This is a genomic window from Flavobacterium sp. (assembly GCF_029242675.1).
Taxonomy (GTDB): Bacteria; Bacteroidota; Bacteroidia; order Flavobacteriales; family Flavobacteriaceae; genus Flavobacterium.
This window is the reverse complement of record NZ_JAQWTM010000400.1, coordinates 1-18,942: the sequence shown is the minus strand read 5'-3', so window position 1 is coordinate 18,942 and position 18,942 is coordinate 1. Positions and strand designations below refer to the sequence as shown.

General features: G+C 32.0%; 19 protein-coding genes. 18 read left to right on the top strand and 1 reads right to left on the bottom strand.

The annotated features are described in order from the left end of the window. The 7 genes from P8M54_RS14870 to P8M54_RS14840 all read left to right on the top strand — a co-directional run. Positions 1-1,627: polysaccharide biosynthesis tyrosine autokinase (locus P8M54_RS14870; RefSeq protein WP_300288792.1), on the top strand; the 1,627-nt coding region annotated here is incomplete at its 5' end. Positions 1,628-1,714: 87 nt separating this feature from the next. Continuing rightward, entirely contained in the window at positions 1,715-2,254 is a 540-nt protein-coding gene (gene rfbC / locus P8M54_RS14865; RefSeq protein WP_300288791.1) for a dTDP-4-dehydrorhamnose 3,5-epimerase, read from the top strand. Positions 2,255-2,293: 39 nt separating this feature from the next. After that, entirely contained in the window at positions 2,294-3,157 is an 864-nt protein-coding gene (rfbD, locus tag P8M54_RS14860) for a dTDP-4-dehydrorhamnose reductase (protein ID WP_300288788.1), read from the top strand. 83 nt (positions 3,158-3,240) lie between these two features. Beyond that, positions 3,241-4,287, top strand: a complete 1,047-nt coding sequence (rfbB, locus tag P8M54_RS14855) for a dTDP-glucose 4,6-dehydratase (RefSeq protein WP_300288787.1) — start codon at positions 3,241-3,243, stop codon at positions 4,285-4,287. Between the two features lie 200 nt (positions 4,288-4,487). Beyond that, a complete protein-coding gene (locus P8M54_RS14850) occupies positions 4,488-4,745 on the top strand; it encodes a four helix bundle protein (RefSeq protein ID WP_300288786.1) in 258 nt (85 codons plus the stop codon). Between the two features lie 141 nt (positions 4,746-4,886). After that, positions 4,887-5,756: a glucose-1-phosphate thymidylyltransferase RfbA gene (gene rfbA / locus P8M54_RS14845; RefSeq protein WP_300288785.1), complete on the top strand. Its 870-nt coding sequence runs from the start codon at positions 4,887-4,889 to the stop codon at positions 5,754-5,756. A gap of 271 nt (positions 5,757-6,027) precedes the next feature. Further along, a complete protein-coding gene (locus P8M54_RS14840) occupies positions 6,028-7,989 on the top strand; it encodes a nucleoside-diphosphate sugar epimerase/dehydratase (RefSeq protein WP_300288783.1) in 1,962 nt (653 codons plus the stop codon). Between the two features lie 28 nt (positions 7,990-8,017). On the opposite strand, the gene P8M54_RS14835 is transcribed toward P8M54_RS14840, so the two are convergent. Continuing rightward, a complete protein-coding gene (locus P8M54_RS14835) occupies positions 8,018-8,755 on the bottom strand; it encodes a CpsB/CapC family capsule biosynthesis tyrosine phosphatase (RefSeq protein WP_300288793.1) in 738 nt (245 codons plus the stop codon). Between the two features lie 710 nt (positions 8,756-9,465). Between P8M54_RS14835 and P8M54_RS14830 the strand changes: the two genes are divergently transcribed. From P8M54_RS14830 to P8M54_RS14785, 11 genes are all read left to right on the top strand, one after another. After that, entirely contained in the window at positions 9,466-10,335 is an 870-nt protein-coding gene (locus P8M54_RS14830; protein ID WP_300288782.1) for an ABC transporter permease, read from the top strand. Continuing rightward, complete coding sequence (locus tag P8M54_RS14825) at positions 10,336-11,613, top strand: ABC transporter ATP-binding protein (protein ID WP_300288780.1); 1,278 nt, start codon at positions 10,336-10,338, stop codon at positions 11,611-11,613. Beyond that, the gene (locus P8M54_RS14820; protein ID WP_300288779.1) at positions 11,613-12,383 is read left to right on the top strand and encodes an FkbM family methyltransferase; all 771 of its coding nucleotides are present in this window, start codon (positions 11,613-11,615) and stop codon (positions 12,381-12,383) included. The genes P8M54_RS14825 and P8M54_RS14820 overlap by 1 nt, the downstream gene beginning before the upstream one ends. Next, positions 12,380-13,093, top strand: a complete 714-nt coding sequence (locus tag P8M54_RS14815) for an FkbM family methyltransferase (RefSeq protein ID WP_300288777.1) — start codon at positions 12,380-12,382, stop codon at positions 13,091-13,093. Before P8M54_RS14820 ends, P8M54_RS14815 begins: the two co-directional genes overlap by 4 nt. Next, positions 13,065-13,979: an alpha-1,2-fucosyltransferase gene (locus tag P8M54_RS14810; RefSeq protein WP_300288776.1), complete on the top strand. Its 915-nt coding sequence runs from the start codon at positions 13,065-13,067 to the stop codon at positions 13,977-13,979. The genes P8M54_RS14815 and P8M54_RS14810 overlap by 29 nt, the downstream gene beginning before the upstream one ends. Further along, positions 13,964-14,908 (top strand): glycosyltransferase family 2 protein, encoded by a 945-nt coding sequence (locus tag P8M54_RS14805; RefSeq protein WP_300288774.1) that lies wholly within the window; start codon positions 13,964-13,966, stop codon positions 14,906-14,908. Before P8M54_RS14810 ends, P8M54_RS14805 begins: the two co-directional genes overlap by 16 nt. Then, positions 14,901-14,996 carry a glycosyltransferase gene (locus P8M54_RS16360; RefSeq protein WP_366525159.1) on the top strand — a complete coding sequence of 32 codons (96 nt, stop codon included), beginning with the start codon at positions 14,901-14,903 and terminating at the stop codon, positions 14,994-14,996. The genes P8M54_RS14805 and P8M54_RS16360 overlap by 8 nt, the downstream gene beginning before the upstream one ends. Next, the gene (locus P8M54_RS14800; RefSeq protein WP_300288773.1) at positions 14,993-16,018 is read left to right on the top strand and encodes a glycosyltransferase family 2 protein; all 1,026 of its coding nucleotides are present in this window, start codon (positions 14,993-14,995) and stop codon (positions 16,016-16,018) included. Before P8M54_RS16360 ends, P8M54_RS14800 begins: the two co-directional genes overlap by 4 nt. 2 nt (positions 16,019-16,020) lie before the next feature. Then, positions 16,021-17,037, top strand: a complete 1,017-nt coding sequence (locus tag P8M54_RS14795; RefSeq protein ID WP_300288772.1) for an acyltransferase family protein — start codon at positions 16,021-16,023, stop codon at positions 17,035-17,037. Positions 17,038-17,077: 40 nt separating this feature from the next. Continuing rightward, on the top strand, positions 17,078-18,319 hold the full coding sequence (locus P8M54_RS14790) for a glycosyltransferase (protein WP_300288771.1): 1,242 nt from the start codon (positions 17,078-17,080) through the stop codon (positions 18,317-18,319). Beyond that, positions 18,309-18,942, top strand: a 634-nt coding sequence (locus P8M54_RS14785) for a glycosyltransferase family 2 protein (RefSeq protein WP_300288769.1), incomplete at its 3' end; no start/stop codon positions are given. The genes P8M54_RS14790 and P8M54_RS14785, both read left to right, overlap by 11 nt.

Below are 18,942 nucleotides of genomic sequence, written 5' to 3'. Positions count from 1 at the left end.
AAAGAAGTCTGAGGTTTTTTTAAACGTGCTAATTGACTCCTACAATAAAAATGCAGTCGAAGACAAAGAGTTTATTTCGAAGAATACTTCAGTATTTGTTGCGAACCGCTTGCAATTAATTAACAAAGAACTAGAAGGAGTAGAGCGAGATGTTGAGAACTTCAAAATAAATAATAAACTTACTGATATTGAAACAGAATCTAGCATGTACGTTTCTGGATCGAATGAGTTTAATACAAAAGCAATAGAAGTTCAAGTGCAATTAAATGTTTTGAATTCTGTTCTTGATTATGTTAAAAAAAGTAATAATGAGAATCTATTACCTGCTAATCTTTTCTCTGATGTTGCAGGTGATGCAGGCTCTTTAATAGGTACCTATAACGAGATGGTTTTAGATCGAAACAGGTTATTAAAATCCGCAACCGTTTCTAATCCTACAGTAGTTAAATTAGATCAGCAATTATCGAGTTTACGAGCTACAATACTAGCTAGTTTAGATAAAAGTAAATTGATTTTTAAAATACAGCAAAAAAATATTGAGCAAAACGAAAGTTTATTTAATAATAAAATTGGTAAAGTGCCTTCACAGGAACGCCAATTCAGAGTAATTGAACGCCAACAAAAGGTAAAGGAAGAATTATATCTGTATTTGTTACAAAAAAGAGAAGAAACGGCGTTAACATTAAGTTCAACTGAACCAAACGCCAAGGTAGTAGATGCCGCATTATCTACCGGACCTGTTTCAGTAAGAGCGGGCATCTTATTTTTGACTGCTTTGTTACTAGGGCTCGTAATTCCAGCAGGGATTATATTTCTGGTTGACTTTTTAGATACTAAAATAAAAAGCAGATTGGATTTAGATGGTAAAACTTTAATTCCTTTTATTGGTGACGTTCCCACATCCGATAGTCCAAACGAAATGATAAAATCAGAAAGCAGAACGAGTTCAGCTGAAGCGTTGCGTATTATTCGAACGAATCTCGAATTCATGTTGAGCAAAGTTCCAGAGGGAATTGCAAAGACTATATTTTTGACCTCTACTTTTCCCAAGGAAGGAAAAACCTTTGTGTCAGTAAATTTAGCGGCTACTTTTGCATTATCAGGTAAAAAGGTATTGTTAATCGGTATGGATATTAGAAACCCGAGATTGGATGAATACCTTACTTTACCGGAACGCGGTTTTACAAATTTTCTGTCTTCTAATGATTTAAAACTAGAAGATTTAATTATAAAATATGATGGTTACGAAGATTTTCATGTTCTACCTGCAGGTATTATTCCTCCCAATCCTGCAGAGTTGTTAATGAATAAAAAAGTAGACGCTTTATTTGAAACTTTAAAAAAACAATACGATTATATAATAGTAGATACGGCACCTGTTAGTTTAGTGACGGATACCTTGTTAATCGCTAAAAATGCGGATACCTTTATCTACGTAGCAAGAGCTAATTTCTTAGAAAAGAAAATGTTGGATATCCCTAATGGTATGTACAAAGAACAAAAATTACCCAACATGTGTCTCCTGCTTAACGATACAGACTCAACTAAGGGCTATGGCTATGGTTATGGGTATGGAATAAAAGTAGCTAATGAACCTTGGTATAAAAGCATATTTAAAAAAAATTAAATTGTAAAAATTAATAATAGTAACCGGCATTTTAAGTGAAAACTGTCGTTTAAAATTTGGTGCTATTTTTATAATATAAAAAAGTTAATGAAGTTCGTAAAAACTCCTATAGAAAATCTTTTTGTTGTTGAATCTGCGATTTATATAGACGAGAGAGGTTATTTCTTTGAAGCTTATAATAGAGAACAATTTTTAAAAAATGGTTTTGCGTTTGACTTTATTCAGGATAATCAGTCTTTTTCTACACAGGGCGTTATCAGGGGATTGCATTTTCAAATAGAGCCTTATGCACAAACTAAGTTAGTTAGGGTTTTAGAAGGTGAAATCCTTGATGTAGTTGTCGATTTAAGGCATGACTCCAAAACCTATGGTCATACTTTTAGCGTGGTGTTAAGTGTTGAAAATAAAAAGCAATTGTTGGTACCGGCTGGTTTTGCCCATGGATTTTCTGTTTTAAGCGAAACAGCTTCTGTTATGTATAAAGTCGACCAAGTGTACAACAAGGAAAGTGAACGAGGGATACGCTATGATGATCCAACCTTGAACATAGACTGGAAAATTGCTCCAGATAAAATCATTGTGTCAGATAAAGATTTAGTATTGCCTTATTTTACGGCAGTGGTTTAGTTTTAATTTTGTAAGTTGATAATTAATCATTCAATAATAATGACAAAAATTCTAGTTACCGGAGCCAATGGACAATTAGGATCAGAGCTGCTAAATCTTTCAAGTAGTTATCCTGAATTTGATTGGGTGTTTGTAGGTAGAAAGCAGCTTGATTTAAATAATGTATCCGCTATAAACGAACAATTAATTAAATTTAATCCCGATGTTATTTTTAATTGTGCTGCCTACACTGCTGTAGATAAAGCAGAAGAAGAGCCCGAAGCAGCCGATACAATTAATCATTTGGCTGTTGGTGCCATAGCGGAATTTGCCTATGAAAATCATGTTCGTTTCATCCATGTCTCCACAGATTATGTGTTTGATGGCACTAAAAATTCTCCTTTAACTGAACTTGAAGTGACTAATCCTATCAATGTTTATGGGGCTTCTAAATTGGCAGGTGAAGTACTAGCCCTTAAAAATAATCCTACTGCAATTATAATTAGAACATCCTGGGTCTACTCAGAATTCGGAAACAACTTTGTAAAAACAATGTTGCGATTAATGAAAGAGCGAGAACAAATTAGCGTTGTCGATGATCAAATTGGTAGTCCTACTTACGCAGCTGATCTAGCTGAAGTACTGATTGAAATAAGTAAAGCACCAAAATGGAAACCGGGTATCTACAATTATTCGAATGAAGGGGAAGTGAGTTGGTTTGATTTTGCAAAAGCGATTCAACAATTAAGTAAGTCAGATTGTAATGTGCATGGAGTTCCAACAACGAGCTATCCTACACCAGCTAATAGACCTGCTTTTTCATTATTAGATAAAAGTAAAATCAAAGAAACTTTTGGAATTGCTATTCCAGATTATAAAGATAGTTTACTAAAATGCCTAACTAAGTTAAGTTCCCAACAATAACAAAGTCGCCTGTTTTAATAGTACCTCTAAGTGATTTTTAAGTGGAGAGTTTCTAACTAGTAAAGAGGTTAAAAATAATTATAATGAAAAAAATACTAATTACTGGTGGTGCAGGCTTTATTGGCTCGCATGTCGTACGTCGTTTCGTAAATAATTACCCTGATTACCAAATAGTTAATTTAGATGCACTAACTTATGCTGGTAACCTAGAAAATATTGCTGATATTGAGCACGCCGACAATTATACTTTTATAAATGGAGATATTGTTGATGCTGATTTTATTGATGCCTTGTTTTTAGAGCATCAGTTTGACGGTGTACTTCATTTGGCAGCGGAATCACATGTGGATCGATCAATTACTGATCCATTTGCCTTTGTGAAAACAAATGTTATTGGCACGATGAATTTGTTAAATGCAGCAAAGACGATTTGGAAAGACAATATGGAGGGGAAACGTTTTTACCATATTAGTACTGATGAGGTTTATGGCAGTCTAGGTGCAGAGGGTTTGTTTACTGAGACCACGGCTTATGATCCTAATTCTCCTTACTCCGCTTCTAAAGCCAGTTCGGATCATTTTGTTAGAGCGTATGGAGAAACGTATGGCCTGCCTTATGTACTTACAAACTGTTCTAATAATTATGGCCCTTTTCATTTTCCAGAGAAATTGATTCCTTTGTTTATAAATAACATCATTCAAAATAAACCTTTACCTGTTTATGGCGATGGAAAATATACTCGTGATTGGCTATTTGTAGAAGATCATGCTGTCGCTATTGATTTAGTTTTTCACAAAGGAATCAATCATGACACATACAATATTGGTGGCTTTAATGAATGGCAAAATATTGATTTGGTTAAATTGCTTTGTAAAATCATGGATGAGAAGTTAGGTCGTGAAATAGGAACCTCTGAAAAATTGATCGCTTACGTCAAAGATCGTCCAGGGCATGATTTGCGCTATGCCATTGATGCTAGCAAAATAAATAGAGAGTTAGGATGGAAACCATCAGTTACATTCGAGCAAGGCCTAGAGAAAACAGTAAGCTGGTATTTAGATAATCAAACGTGGTTAGACAGCGTAACCTCGGGAGCGTATGCAGCATATTATGATAAACAGTATAAGTAATTTGTGATTAGTAGCTCGTAATTCGTAATTTGTGAATCATAAGCAGTACATATTACCTGGCACAAATCATTCAGAATGTAAATGAAAGTAGAGGTGTTGATTAGATTCGTTTTTTAGGACCCTATGTTTTTTTAATAAAAATAATTAGAAGTAGTAAAGTAGTTGAGTGGTACAGAAGTGAGTTAAAATCATTGCAGTATATGAAAGATCATAAGGATTTAGATGTTTGGAAAGAATCGATGTTTCTCACAGAAAATATTTACGCACTCACCAAAATGTTTCCCTCAGAGGAAAAATATGGATTAACCAACCAGATTAAACAAGCAGTAGTCTCTATTCCGAGTAATATAGCTGAAGGAGCTGCTAGAAAAGGAGATATAGAATTTATCCAATTTTTGTACATTGCTATGGGCTCACTATCGGAATTAGAAACGCAAATGATATTATCAAATCGATGACAATTTGTGATTTCGGTGAACAATCATCTCATTCAAATTGAAAAAATTAAAAAGATGCTTTATGGACTAATACGATATATAAGTAATAAATAACCATATATTCGAATCACTACTCTCGAATTACTAATTACAGAATAAATTATGAAAGGAATTATACTCGCAGGAGGTTCAGGAACGCGCTTACATCCATTAACTTTAGCCATGAGCAAGCAAATGATGCCTGTTTATGATAAACCAATGATTTATTACCCGTTGTCAACATTGATGACCGCCGGTATTAACGAAATTTTAATTATTTCTACACCGCATGATTTACCTAATTTCAAAAAGTTATTAGGTGACGGGGCGAATCTTGGATGTAAATTTAGTTATGCGGAACAAGCGATCCCCAATGGACTAGCTCAAGCTTTTGTAATTGGTGAAGAATTTATAGGGAAAGACAGTGTAGCTTTGGTACTAGGAGATAATATTTTCTTTGGGTCTAGCATGGATGAGCTGCTACATTCCAATCGTAATCCAGAGGGAGGAGTGGTATTCGCTTACCACGTCTCTGATCCAGAGCGTTATGGAGTAGTAGAATTTGATAAAGATTTGAATGCGGTCTCTATCGAAGAAAAGCCTGTTGTTCCAAAATCAAATTTCGCAGTGCCAGGACTTTATTTTTACGACAACTCGGTCGTAGCAATTGCAAAAAACATCAAACCAAGTGCTAGAGGAGAATATGAGATTACAGATGTGAATAAAGCTTATTTAGAACAAGGTAAATTAAAAGTGGGTATTCTTAGTCGTGGTACAGCTTGGCTCGATACCGGAACTTTTAACAGTTTAATGCAAGCGGGACAATTTGTTCAAGTTATAGAAGAGAGACAAGGCCTAAAAGTAGGTTGTGTTGAAGAAATTGCTTGGCGACAAGGTTTTATTAATGACGAACAATTAAAAATGTTAGCAGAGCCATTAAAAAAATCAGGCTACGGTGAATATCTTATAGGGTTGCTTAAATTTGGACTTTAGTACCCAATAGACCAAGTTAAAAAGCTAGGTAACCATACAGTTTTAACGATGGTTACCATTTAAATGCATAAAGTAGCCTATTTTACATATATTTGTTATCCACTTACTAACTAATGTTGAGAAAGAACAAACTAACTCTTGTATTCTATCAAATAGATTATACTTTGTTTCTTTACTATTATAAAATAGTACAATAGTAGAATATAGAATTTGTTACAAGTAAGTAAGTGTGCGATTTTCTAATATTTTAAAGATTTAAATGAAACATATAATGAAACTAAGGACATTTACTTCTGAATTTTTTTCTCACGAAAATTTAAGATTTAATATTCGAAATCTTAGCTATTTGCCACGATGGATAATAGTGCTTTTTGATATTTCGGTTCTATTTTTGGCATTTTTTGGCACTTATATATTGTTTAAGGGTACCGGATTGGATTATATTTTAACCAATCGTAACTTTACCTTTGTTGGGATGTTATTCTCAATCAATATTTTTTTCTTCTGGTTGTTTCGTACTTACTCGGGTATTATTAGACACTCCTCTTATATCGATGCATTAAAATTATTATTTTCTCAAGTAGGAGTATTAATCACGCTGGTGCTAGTTAATTTTTTACATGAGGTTTTTTATGGTACTAAAATATTTTTAAACACAGGTTTGTTCATCAATATGGTACTCGCTTTTTGCGCATTGTTTTTGTATCGGGTTGCGGTTAAGCAGGTATTTGAACATTATTTTGCTGAAAAAAGTAATGTAGAATTAACCAGAACAATCATTTTTGGAACGGATGCCAATGCTATTTCTGTTGCCAAAGCATTAAAACTAGAGGTGCCGAGCCGTTTTAAAATTGTGGCATTTGTGGATAAAAACAATCAGAATGCCTCTAAGAGGATGCTAGATTTGCCCATTTTAACTCAAAAGAAAAAATTGCCTACTCTAATGCGATCTATTGGGGCAGAAGGAGTAATTATTGCTGATAAGAGTTTGTCAAAGGAGGAGCGCTTACTGATTGTAGAACAATGTTTAGAATTCAATTATAAGGTATATATCGTACCACTTATTACGGACTGGGAGAATCAAAAAGAAATTTCGCAAAAGGTAAAGAAACTGCAAATTGAAGATTTATTGGAACGAAAACCAATTGTTTTGAATACCAAATCCATATCGAAACAATTAAAAGATAAAACCATTTTAGTAACTGGAGCTGCCGGTTCTATTGGTAGTGAGATTGTTAGGCAAGTTATGCTGTTCAACCCACAAAGGATTATTGTTTTGGATCAAGCCGAAACACCTTTACATCATTTGTTCCTTGAAATGAATGCGATCGAATCAAAAACTAAAATGGAGTTCGTGGTAGCTGATATCAGAAATCAAGATGCAATGGATCATGTTTTTAGAACGTACCAACCGCAGGTTGTTTTTCATGCTGCTGCTTACAAGCATGTTCCTTTGATGGAAGAAAACCCATCGCAAGCAATATTAACCAATATCCAAGGAACTAAAATTATCGCTGATTTATCTTGTCACTACAAAGTCAAAAAATTTGTAATGGTTTCTACGGATAAAGCGGTAAATCCAAGTAATGTAATGGGCGCTAGTAAAAGGATTGCTGAAAAGTACGTCCAGTCTTTGCAGTTGCAAAGTGTACTGAATCCGGAGCAACACCATACTAAATTTATCACAACTCGCTTTGGAAATGTTTTAGGTTCCAACGGTTCCGTAGTGCCTTTGTTTACCAAACAAATTGCAACGGGTGGACCAATAACAATCACGCATCCTGATATTATCAGGTATTTTATGACCATCCAAGAGGCTTGTCAACTAGTGTTGGAGGCAGGCGTAATGGGTAAGGGAGGCGAAATCTACATATTCGATATGGGAAAACCAGTTAAAATTATAGATTTGGCGCGCAAAATGATCAAATTAGCTGGTTTTATTCCTGAGGTAGATATTAAAATTAAAATTGTAGGGCTGCGACCTGGCGAAAAATTATATGAAGAGTTATTAAATGACACTTCGAAAACGATACCCACGCACCACGAAAAAATTATGATTGCGGAGGAGATTTCAGACGAGTACATCAATTTACATTGCAACATCGAGAAATTACTTCAAAGTGCTAAGCAATATAATAATGAGGAAACGGTACGCATTATGAAAAACATAGTACCTGAATTCAAAAGTATGAATTCAACCTTCGAGCTTTTAGATAAAGTACAAGTTATATAATGTTTTTAGTGTCACTGTGACGAAAATGTTATTGAATAAAAAACTGATTATTCTTTATCACTTCTTGTAAAGGCACCACATCTTTAAGTGTGATTTTTTCGCTAAAAGCAGCAATGTGGTTGTCATGATGTACATCTGAACCAACATAATCGTATAAACCTGCAGCGAGTAATTTTTCGGCAGTTTTACTAATTTGATCACCATAATACCCCACAACTGCTAACAAATTAAGTTGAAATAAGCAACCTGCTCTTTTCAGTTTTTTGTATTCGTCAAAATTATTTTGGTAAAATAAATAGCGCTCTGGATGCGCTAAAACCGGAATATATCCCGCCACCTGTAAATCAAAAAGTATCGTGTACAATTGTATAGGAGCATTAATGTAAGACATCTCCACCAATACATAATTATCTTTTAAAGTCAGTAACTTTTGAGATTGAAAGAGGCGTACGAATTGATCATCCATCAAATATTCGGCAGCAGCTTTAAAAGGCATGCTTAAGTTGGCTGTAGCTAATTTTGTAACAGTCTCCTTTTCCAAAGCTTGAATTTGCTCCTGTGTATTGTCCCACACGTGCTGGATGATATGTGGCGTAGTTATAATTTGGCTAATTCCAAAATTTTGAAGTGCATTGGTCAAGCGTATACTATCCTCTATAGTTCGTGCACCATCATCAATACCCGGCAGTAAATGCGAATGGATATCCACATGATTATCCGGAATCAAATCTTTTAAAACCGCTTTATTTTTAGAGAAGAAAAACACAATGTATCTTTTAGAGTTGGTTTGCAAAGTAACAGAATATTTGTGAGCTAATTGATATTTACTTTGTTTTTAGAACAGTGAATTTGGTATCTTTTTAGGATACAAATGGAACTGTTTTTTATGTTTTTATTTTAAGCAGTTTAAAAATCGAAATAAGTGTATTGATAAATAAATATACTTATTTCGGTTTTTATTGAGACAACTATTCTAGCTTCTTTTTGTCATACCTTTTAATTCCATTTGGTTAGTTTATTAGCTATACTGATCCCTTTTTTATGAGTCTTCAAGTTATTTCGTAAAAAATTAATGTGGATATGAACTATGATCTTTTAAGGAAAAAACTGAGGTTAGAAAGTTTGATTTTTTGCACTAGCGATTTTGATTCCGTTTACAGTACTCTATTTATTTCCTGTAGATAGCAATCTTTAATGGGGTTATTTTTTTAGTGAGTTAGGGATCAGTTGAATGGATGCGATTAGTTTTGTGAATTTTATTTTGGATGTATTGTTCCTTTAGCTACTGCTTTTTCAACTTTTCCAATTCTCTAAAAAGGCATCTGCTTAAAATTACTTTTTACCTTTAAATTATTATATTTGAACTCGGCCTCGCTTCCTTTGGGAGGTAGAGGGCGTGAGCGTTGGTACTCGGTGTGAACGTAAACACCACAAGCTAACTTATTACGAAAGAATTTTCTTTTTTTCCTTGCCATAATGAAACAAATCCAAGATAAAAACACCGATTGGCTGTTTGAAATCACTCCTAAAAATAACTTTTTTTCATTGAATTTTAAAGAGGTCTGGCAGTACCGTGACTTACTTACGCTCTTTGTAAAGCGGGACGTAGTAACGGCCTACAAGCAAACAGTATTAGGGCCATTATGGTATTTAATACAACCTTTGTTTACCTCCATTACGTTTACCATCATTTTTAATAATTTGGCAGGTATTAATACAGGGGCAGTTCCTCCGTTTTTATTTAACCTGGCAGGCATTACCATTTGGAATTATTTCACGGCTTGTCTCACGGGGACTTCCAATACTTTTGGTGCTAATGCAGGTATATTTGGTAAAGTATATTTTCCTCGAATCATTGTACCGCTATCGATTGTAGTCTCTAATTTGCTGAAATTCGGAATTCAATTCGTTATTTTTATAGTTTTCTATTTCTACTTTTATTTTCAAGGAGCACAAATCAGTTTCAATAGTTGGAGCTTGCTGTTTCCTGTTTTAATTGTTTTAATGGGTATACTTGGATTGGGTTTAGGAATGATAATATCATCACTAGTTACGAAATACAGAGACTTTAGTTATTTGATCAGTTTTGGAGTTCAGTTGTTAATGTATGTTTCGGCAGTGGTTTATCCAATCGCTTTGGTACAAGAAAAAATGCCAGAATATGCGTGGTTAGTACAATACAATCCGCTGGCATATATAATTGAAAGTACCCGCTATATGCTATTGAATGTAGGTGAAATTTCATTGCAAGGATTAGTTTACACGGTAGTAGTGGCGATCGTTTTATTTTTAGCAGGCGTACTACTTTTTAACAAAACAGAAAAAAGTTTTATTGACACCGTATAGATGAAAGACATTATTTTAAAGGCTGAAAATATCTCCAAGCAATACCGCCTAGGTCAAGTTGGTACTGGTACATTGCGTCATGACCTAAACCGTTGGTGGTATAAAATACGAGGTAAAGAAAATCCGTATTTGAAAATTGGGGAGGTGAATGACCGCTCCACTAAGGGCGAAAGTGACTACGTTTGGGCTTTACAAGATATTAATTTTGAGGTGGAGCGCGGAGAGGTATTAGGAATAATAGGGAAAAACGGTGCTGGAAAATCTACCTTGTTAAAAATATTATCACGTGTTACGGCGCCTACAACCGGTAGTATAAAGTTTGGAGGTCGCGTCGCTTCATTATTAGAAGTAGGTACGGGTTTTAATGGTGAAATGACCGGCAGAGAAAACGTTTACCTAAATGGTGCTATACTAGGTATGACCAAAAAAGAAATTGCATCAAAAATTGATGAAATTATCGAATTCTCAGGTTGTGAGCGTTACATCGATACTCCTGTAAAACGATACAGCTCTGGTATGACCGTGCGATTGGCATTCGCCGTTGCGGCTTTTTTAGAGCCTGAAATATTGATTATCGATGAGGTTTTAGCTGTAGGAGATGCCGAGTTCCAGAAAAAAGCCATTGGCAAAATGCAGGATATTTCTAGGAAAGGTGGGAGAACTGTGCTGTTTGTGAGTCATAATATGGCGGCAATTCAAAAGTTATGTAATAAATGTATTTTATTAGAATATGGGAAGTTTGTAACTCAGGGAAGAACAGAAGATGTAATTCAATATTATTTAGAAAGATCAAAAGAAAATAAATCAGAATATCTTTTTAATACAGCGGTTTCAAAACATAAAGTAGCTTATGCAACTAAGCTAAGAATTGAAGATGCAGGGGGAAATTTAATGAGTGAAGTTCCTGTTGGAAAATCATGGTGCGCAAAAATTGACTTTACAGTAAACGAAAATATTAATAATTTAATAGTTGCTATGGGTATTACGGATATACACGACTATCCAATTGCAACCACTTGGTCCTTACCTCATAAGTTCGAAAAGGGGGATTATGTTGTGACATTAACTGAAAATGTAGTTAATTATAATACAGGAAATTATAAATTAATAGTTGGGATTTCTGAAAGCCTCCGCTCCATTGATTATATTGACAATGAAGTTTCTATAGTGTTTTCGGAGGTTGTAAACGAACAAGATGATACTATTATTAATAATAAAAGTGGATTGATTAATAATCAAATGGTAGTCGAATTTAAAAAAATACAAAGTATCATATAATGTTTGATAGAGAGGATTATATTAAAGAAGATTCACCAATAAAAAATATTCTTTTAAAGTTTTTTAAAAAATCAGATAGATTAAATATTTTTGATATTGGGGCTTGTGAAGGCGAAGAAACGATTAGATATAAAAAAATATTTCCTTTAGCATCAGTTGATTTATTTGAACCATTGCCTAAAAATCAGGAGCTAATACTTGAAAATATTAAAAAGAATAATTTGAAAAATGTTCGCTTACATCCAATTGCATTATCAGATGTGAATAGTTTTACTAAACTGTATATTTCGTCGGGTCGTCCAAATGAAATTCAAGCTAATTTGGACTGGGATTTTGGAAATAAGTCAAGTTCTTTATTGGCTCCAGAGCTTAATAATATGCCAGAATGGTTACACTTTAATGAGGAAATCGAAGTTCAAACCAAGACATTAGATTCTTTTTTAGTAGAAAATAACATTGATAGTATTGATTTTGTACATATGGACGTGCAGGGTGCAGAATTGAAAGTTTTGGAAGGTGCCAAAGAAAAATTGCAAAATATCAAGTCGATTTGGCTTGAAGTTGCAAATATTGAATTGTATAAAACGCAGCCATTAACAAGTGAAATTGAAGTATTTATGCAAGAAAACAATTTTACTTTGATAAAATCTGAGTTTTCAGGTGAATTTGGGGATCAGTTTTACGTTAACAAGAGCTATTTTAGAACCTATTCTTTTTTTAATAAAAAATTTCAATTTCATTTTAAACTTAAAAAGAATGTTTTAAAATGATTACAATTTTAAAAAAAATAAAAAATATTATTTTGACCGAATATCAAGCTGTCAATAATTTCAAAAAAGCATCATACTCACAAAGTGGAGAGGATTTAATTGTTCAATTTATTTTTGATTGTTTAGGTATTTCAAAACCAACTTATTTAGATGTAGGAGCTCATCATCCTCATTATATAAGCAATACGGCTTTGTTTTATGAAAATGGTTCGACGGGAATAAATATTGAACCAGATCCCTCTCTTTTTAATGAATTTTTACTCCACCGAAAGAACGATATAAATTTGAATATTGGTGTCAGTAATATAAATGACGAATTGGATTTTTATGTTATTTCGACTCCTACCTTAAACACGTTTTCAAAAGAGGAAGCAGAGAACTATTCTGATCAAGGCGATTATAAAATCATTAAAACAGAAAAAATTCAAGTTAAAACGCTTGATTTTATTTTGAACGAGTATGCAAATAATGTTTTTCCTCAATTTTTGACTATTGATGCAGAAGGAGTGGATGAGTTAATTATTAGGGCTATTGATTTTGAAAAAAACTATCCTCTTGTTATTTGTATCGAAACAATAACGTTTTCAAATACGGGTAACGGAATTAAAAATAAATCCTTGATTGCTTTTATTGAAAGTAAGGGGTATATGGTTTATGCGGATACTAATATAAATACAATTTTTGTCAAAGAAAATCTCTGGAAAAGATAATAAAATGGTAGTAATTAAGCTTCAGGGAGGTTTAGGGAACCAAATGTTTCAATATGCCATTGCGGCTATTCTTGCAAAAAAGAATAAAACAAAAGTTATTATTGATGATTCGATATTTAATATCAGGGAGAAAACATTGGGTTACACTCCACGAGATTTTGAACTTTCTATTTTTAAAAAATCTTTCAACTTTGCAAAAAATAGTGATTTACTTTTGTTTGAAAAACCATCAGTTTTAAATAAAATCAAGAGAAAGATTCAATTAAATTATCCTAAAATTAGTACCGAACCACCGTTTGGTTTTTTGCCTAATTTAAATCAGGTGAAGGCACCGGTTTACCTTAAAGGTTATTTTCAAAGTTATCTGTATTTTTCTGGATTTGAAGATTTTGTGATGGATTTGTTTCAATTTCCAATTGATAATTTATCAAAAGAAAATCTTGATTTAATTCCTGTTTTAAAAAATAAAAACACTGTTGCAATTCATATTCGAAGGGGTGATTATATAACCGATGCCCAAACAAACCAATTTCATGGTACATGTAGTATGGATTATTATCTAAAAGGAATTGCAGCAATTACTTCTAAAATTAAAAACCCAATGTTAGTTTTTTTTTCAGACGATTCAGCTTGGGTAAAAAATAATTTCGAAAAGGTACCTTTTGACAAAATATTCATCAGTCATAATAAAGGCGCAAACAGTTGGATTGATATGTATTTGATGAGTATTTGCTCGCACAATATAATTGCAAATAGTTCTTTTAGTTGGTGGGCAGCTTGGTTAAATAGAAATAAAGATAAAATTATTGTTGCACCAAAAAAATGGTTTGAAGGTGTTAATATTGACTCAAAATTAATATTGCTTGATGGATGGATAACGAAATAAATAATAAAAAAATATCTGTTATTATGCCAGCGTATAACGCAGGTCTGTTTATTGATAATGCTATTCAATCGGTTGTTAATCAAGTTTATAATAATTGGGAATTAATCATTGTTGATGATGGTTCGACAGATGATACAGCTAGTAAAGTATTGCCGTGGTTAAGTTTAGACAGTCGGATACATTATTTTTATCAAGAAAACAGTAAACAAGGTAAAGCTAGAAATCATGGCATATCTTTATCCCAAGGGACATATTTAGCCTTTTTGGATGCAGATGATTTGTGGTTGCCTGAAAAATTAAGTGTTCAAATTTTAGAGATTCAAAAACACAATGTTGATCTCGTTTTTTCGAATACGTATGTTTTTAATGATTATGAAAGTGAGAATTTGTCTCAAAAAATGAATGTTCCAACGGATATTTTTTATGACATAAACTCAGTACCATTGTTTCTAGAAGATAATAGAATCCCCATTTTAACGGTTTTAGTAAAAAAAACAAAAGTAATTGCGGTTGGAGGTTTTTCGGAGTCATTAGAAATTCAAAATGCAGAGGATTATCATCTTTGGTTAAAGTTATTGTTGGAGGATAATGTTTTTTATTCCTCTAAATTTATTTCTGCAAAGTATAGATTGCATAACAATTCTGCAACTTCAAAGGATAAAGAAGGTATGAATATACTATTGGCCCTTTATTTTGATTTATTATTAAAATATCCAAAGTGCAAATGTGAAATTCAAACTCAATTGAAATTGAAATTCAAACGTATTTACAAAACCAATCTTTTTACTAAGCTGGAATTGGCACTTTGGATTAAAAAAAACACAAGGTATCTACAGAAATCTAAATTCAGGCATTTTTATTTACTTTTAAATTTTATATTCCCAACCAAATTTACCAAACGGCTTTTAATACATGTATTAAATGAATAAAATATCTGTAATCGTTCCTTGTTATAATCAAGCTCAATATTTACCTGAGGCTTTACAATCAATAGCGGGTCAATGTTTTTATAAATGAATCTAATAAATTTTCCTTCCATATCGGTTATAATTCCAGTATATAATGTAGCAGCTTATATCGAGGAAGCTGTGAATTCAATTCTGAATCAAACTATACAAGATTTCGAAATTATTATTATTGATGATTGCTCGACTGATGGTACAATTGATATTTTAGAAAGCATAAAAGATGCAAGAATAAAAATCTTCAAAAAAGATAAAAACAAAGGATTAATTTATAGTTTAAATTTTGGTTTTAAAATTGCTCAAGGAAAGTATATTGCACGGATGGATGGTGACGACATTAGTTTGCCTACTCGATTTGAGAAGCAATTAGATATGTTAGAAAACAATTCAGATATCAAAGTATGTGGATGTTGGTTGCAACGATTTGGTAATAGTGATAAAATAATTAAGCATAGAGAGCATCATGATGAAATTGTTGCTCAGCTTTTATTAAATTGTTCGATGAGTATTGGAGCTACTATGTTTGAAAGGGCAACCTTTGCCGAGATTGTCTTTGATCAAAAAAAAAAGCACGTTGAAGATTATGATTTTTGGGCTAGAGTGGCTTGGTTAGGTAATTTTTATAACATACAAGAAGTTTTATATTATTACAGAGCGCATGAAACTCAAGTAACCTATTTGTATACTGCTATTCAAAGACAAGCAGATGTTGGAATCAAATTGTTTTTATTTAAAAAGTTGCAATATAACTCAATAATTTATTCGGATGAATTAATAACAAAGATGCTATTGTTAGACAAACAAATCGCTCTAGGTGAATTCAAGTTGTTTTTTAAATGGATAAAAGTGCTAAATCATTTAAATAGTAAGAGTAATATTTATTCAGGGGTTGAATTAAAAAATGTTTTAGAGGTTTTGAAAAGAACGGTTTTGTTCTCGATATATTTTAAAAAAACTTCAATTGGAATTACAAAAAAATGGAGAATCAAGGCGTTGTATTATTTGTCATACAATGATCTGGTTTTTATACTATCTTTAAAAAGTAGAGAGATGTTTAAAAAAATAACTTGCTAATAATGAAACATGAAAATATTTCTTGTGACTCAAAATTTGGATTATCATTTTTACGTATTATAGCAACTTTTTCGGTTATTGTAATTCATGTTGCGGGTCCTTTGGTTGTTAGATTTAGTCAGATTCCAAATTTTGAGTGGCATGTAGCTAATTTTTATGATAGTGTAAGTAGGTATTCAGTTCCTGTTTTTTTTATGATAAGTGGTGCATTGATACTACGTAAAGATTATGAATTATTTGATTTTTTAAAAAGAAGATTTGGGAAAATTATTATTCCATTTCTATTTTGGTCTTTGTTATATAGCCTTTTAAATCGTTATGTTTTTAATGATGATTCTTTTAGTGTAGTTAAAATAATAAGAGATGTTTTTTATGGTTCTATGTATCATTTATGGTTTGTTTATGCTTTATTAGGAGTCTATTTAACTGTTCCAGTTTTAAGAAGATGGATTAAAAATGCACCACAAAAAGAAATTTTATATGTGTTAATTATTTGGATGATAACGATAATGCTAACCATACCAAAATTAAATATTTATTTTCCTAAAATAGATTTCATTTATTTTTCTGGTTTTATTGGTTATTTTATTTTAGGTTATTATCTGTCATTATTCAAGTTTCCAAAAAAGCTATCGCTTATTCTTATTTTTTTAGGATCACTGATTACAATTGTAGGTACTTATTATTTTACAGAAAAAAATAGTAAGTTTTATTACTACTTTTATGAATATTTATGTTTAAATACACTTATGGTAAGTTCTGGATTTTTTTTATTGTTTAATAGGATACAATGTAATAAACCCAAAATTAAATCCTTTATGTTACATTTAAATGGAACATGTTTTGGAATTTATTTAATGCATCCATTACTATTACAATTGTTTGAACTAATTGGTTTCAATGTGAATATTACCAATTCAGTTATTAGTATTTTATTAATAGCTTTTACTTGTTTTCTGGTTTGCGGAGGTGTAGTTTTTAGTATTAAAAAGCTAAAATATGGACATTTAATTACTTAATTAAATTTTTAAAATATCGTTGTTGTTTTAAACCATGAGTATGGCAAAGAATATAGTTTTTAAAGTACCTGAATTTCCTCAGATTTCAGAAACTTTTATTGTTGCTCAAATTGTAACTGCAATACAATTGGGATATGATGTTAAAATACTTGTGCGAAGAATTGCAAATGTAGATCCCAAATCTTGTTTTGATTTAATTGAGGAATATGATTTAATGAGTAAAGTAATAGTAGAGGATTATAAACGGCCCAATAATAAAATATTTAGACTTATAAAGTGGTTTGGGGTTTTAAGTGCTAACCTATTAGATCTTCCATTTATATTAAAATATTACAAAGAGTATTCTAAATTTAGTTTAACCCATCTTTTTGAATGGGTTTTTTATAAACAGTTTATTACGTACGAAATCGTTCACATTCAATTTGGGAATAATAAACATCCCATCGATAAATTAAAAAAAACGGGATATTTTAAACCAAAGGTGATCTTAACTTTTCATGGTCACGATGCTTTTTTTCCTCTAAATGGTTTTATCGAAAACAATGGGTATTATGATGACTTATTTAAATATGCCAACATAATTACGGCTAATACTCCGTATTTAGCCGATAAAGTATTGGAGTTAGGTTGCCCATCAGATAAACTCATTGTTATCCCCGTCGCGGTAGACACAGCGTTTTTTAAACCTAAAAAGAATAATAATAAAGTTTCTAAAACTTTAAAATTAATTACGGTAGGCAGATTAGATATAGTAAAGGGTCAGTCTTTTTGTATTGAAAGTATGAAATTGTTGATTCAAAAAGGATTTGATGTTACTTTAAAGATAATCGGTGAAGGGACTGAGCAAAAAAATTTAGAAAATCTAATCAAAAAATATGATTTAGCCAATTATGTGTTTTTAAAAGGTAGCCAATCTAGAGAAGAAATTCGGACTGCATTATGGGATCACGATGTTTACCTCCTTACCGGTCAAGCTACAGTTAGCGGGTTAAGAGAAAGTCAAGGGCTAGCAACTATAGAAGCCCAAGCATGTGGTTTACCCGCTATAGTTTTTGATTCGGGAGGAGTAAAATATACTATTCACGATAAAATAACTGGTTTTATCTGTGACGAATTTGATGTTGATAGAGTGGTTGAGAAAGTTGAACTTTTCTATCAAAATAGAGAATTAATTAATGATATGGGGGCGCAAGCTGCTGTTTTTGTTAAAAATGAATATGCTCAAAATGAAATTGATAAAAAGTGGGAAATAATATACAGTACGTTGTCCGATGAGAATTAATAATTTAGTCTCTATAATAGTTCCTTGTTACAATCAAGGTCAATTTTTAAATGAAACTTTAGAATCCGTTTTTAATCAAACCTATTCTAATTGGGAATGCCTGATTATTAATGACGGTAGTACAGATAATACTGAAGAAATAGTTAACGAATGGGTAAATAAAGATAGTCGTTTTATATATTATTATAAAAAAAATGCAGGAGTAAGTGCTACACGTAATTTTGGATTGCAAAATGTTAAAGGAGCATTTATTCAATTTCTTGATTCAGATGATTTAATTACGGTTAATAAAATATCGGATTCAATTAGTGATATTAAGTTAAATGATGTTGATATAGTATGTACTGATTATTTAATGTTTTCTAAATCAGTTAGTAATCCACAACCTCCCTTTTCTAAGTTAGATAATTATGAATTTAATTTTTATAATCTAGCAAGGTATTGGAATAATGGTTTTACAGTTCCCATTCATTGTTGGTTTTTTAAAGCTAGCTTATTCGAAAACATTCAATTTCCAGTAGTTTTAACAGCACAGGAAGATTGGGTAGTCTGGTTATTGGTTTTTAAAAATTCTCCAAAAACATTGTATATTCCTCAATCACTTGCTTTTTATCGTTTGAATC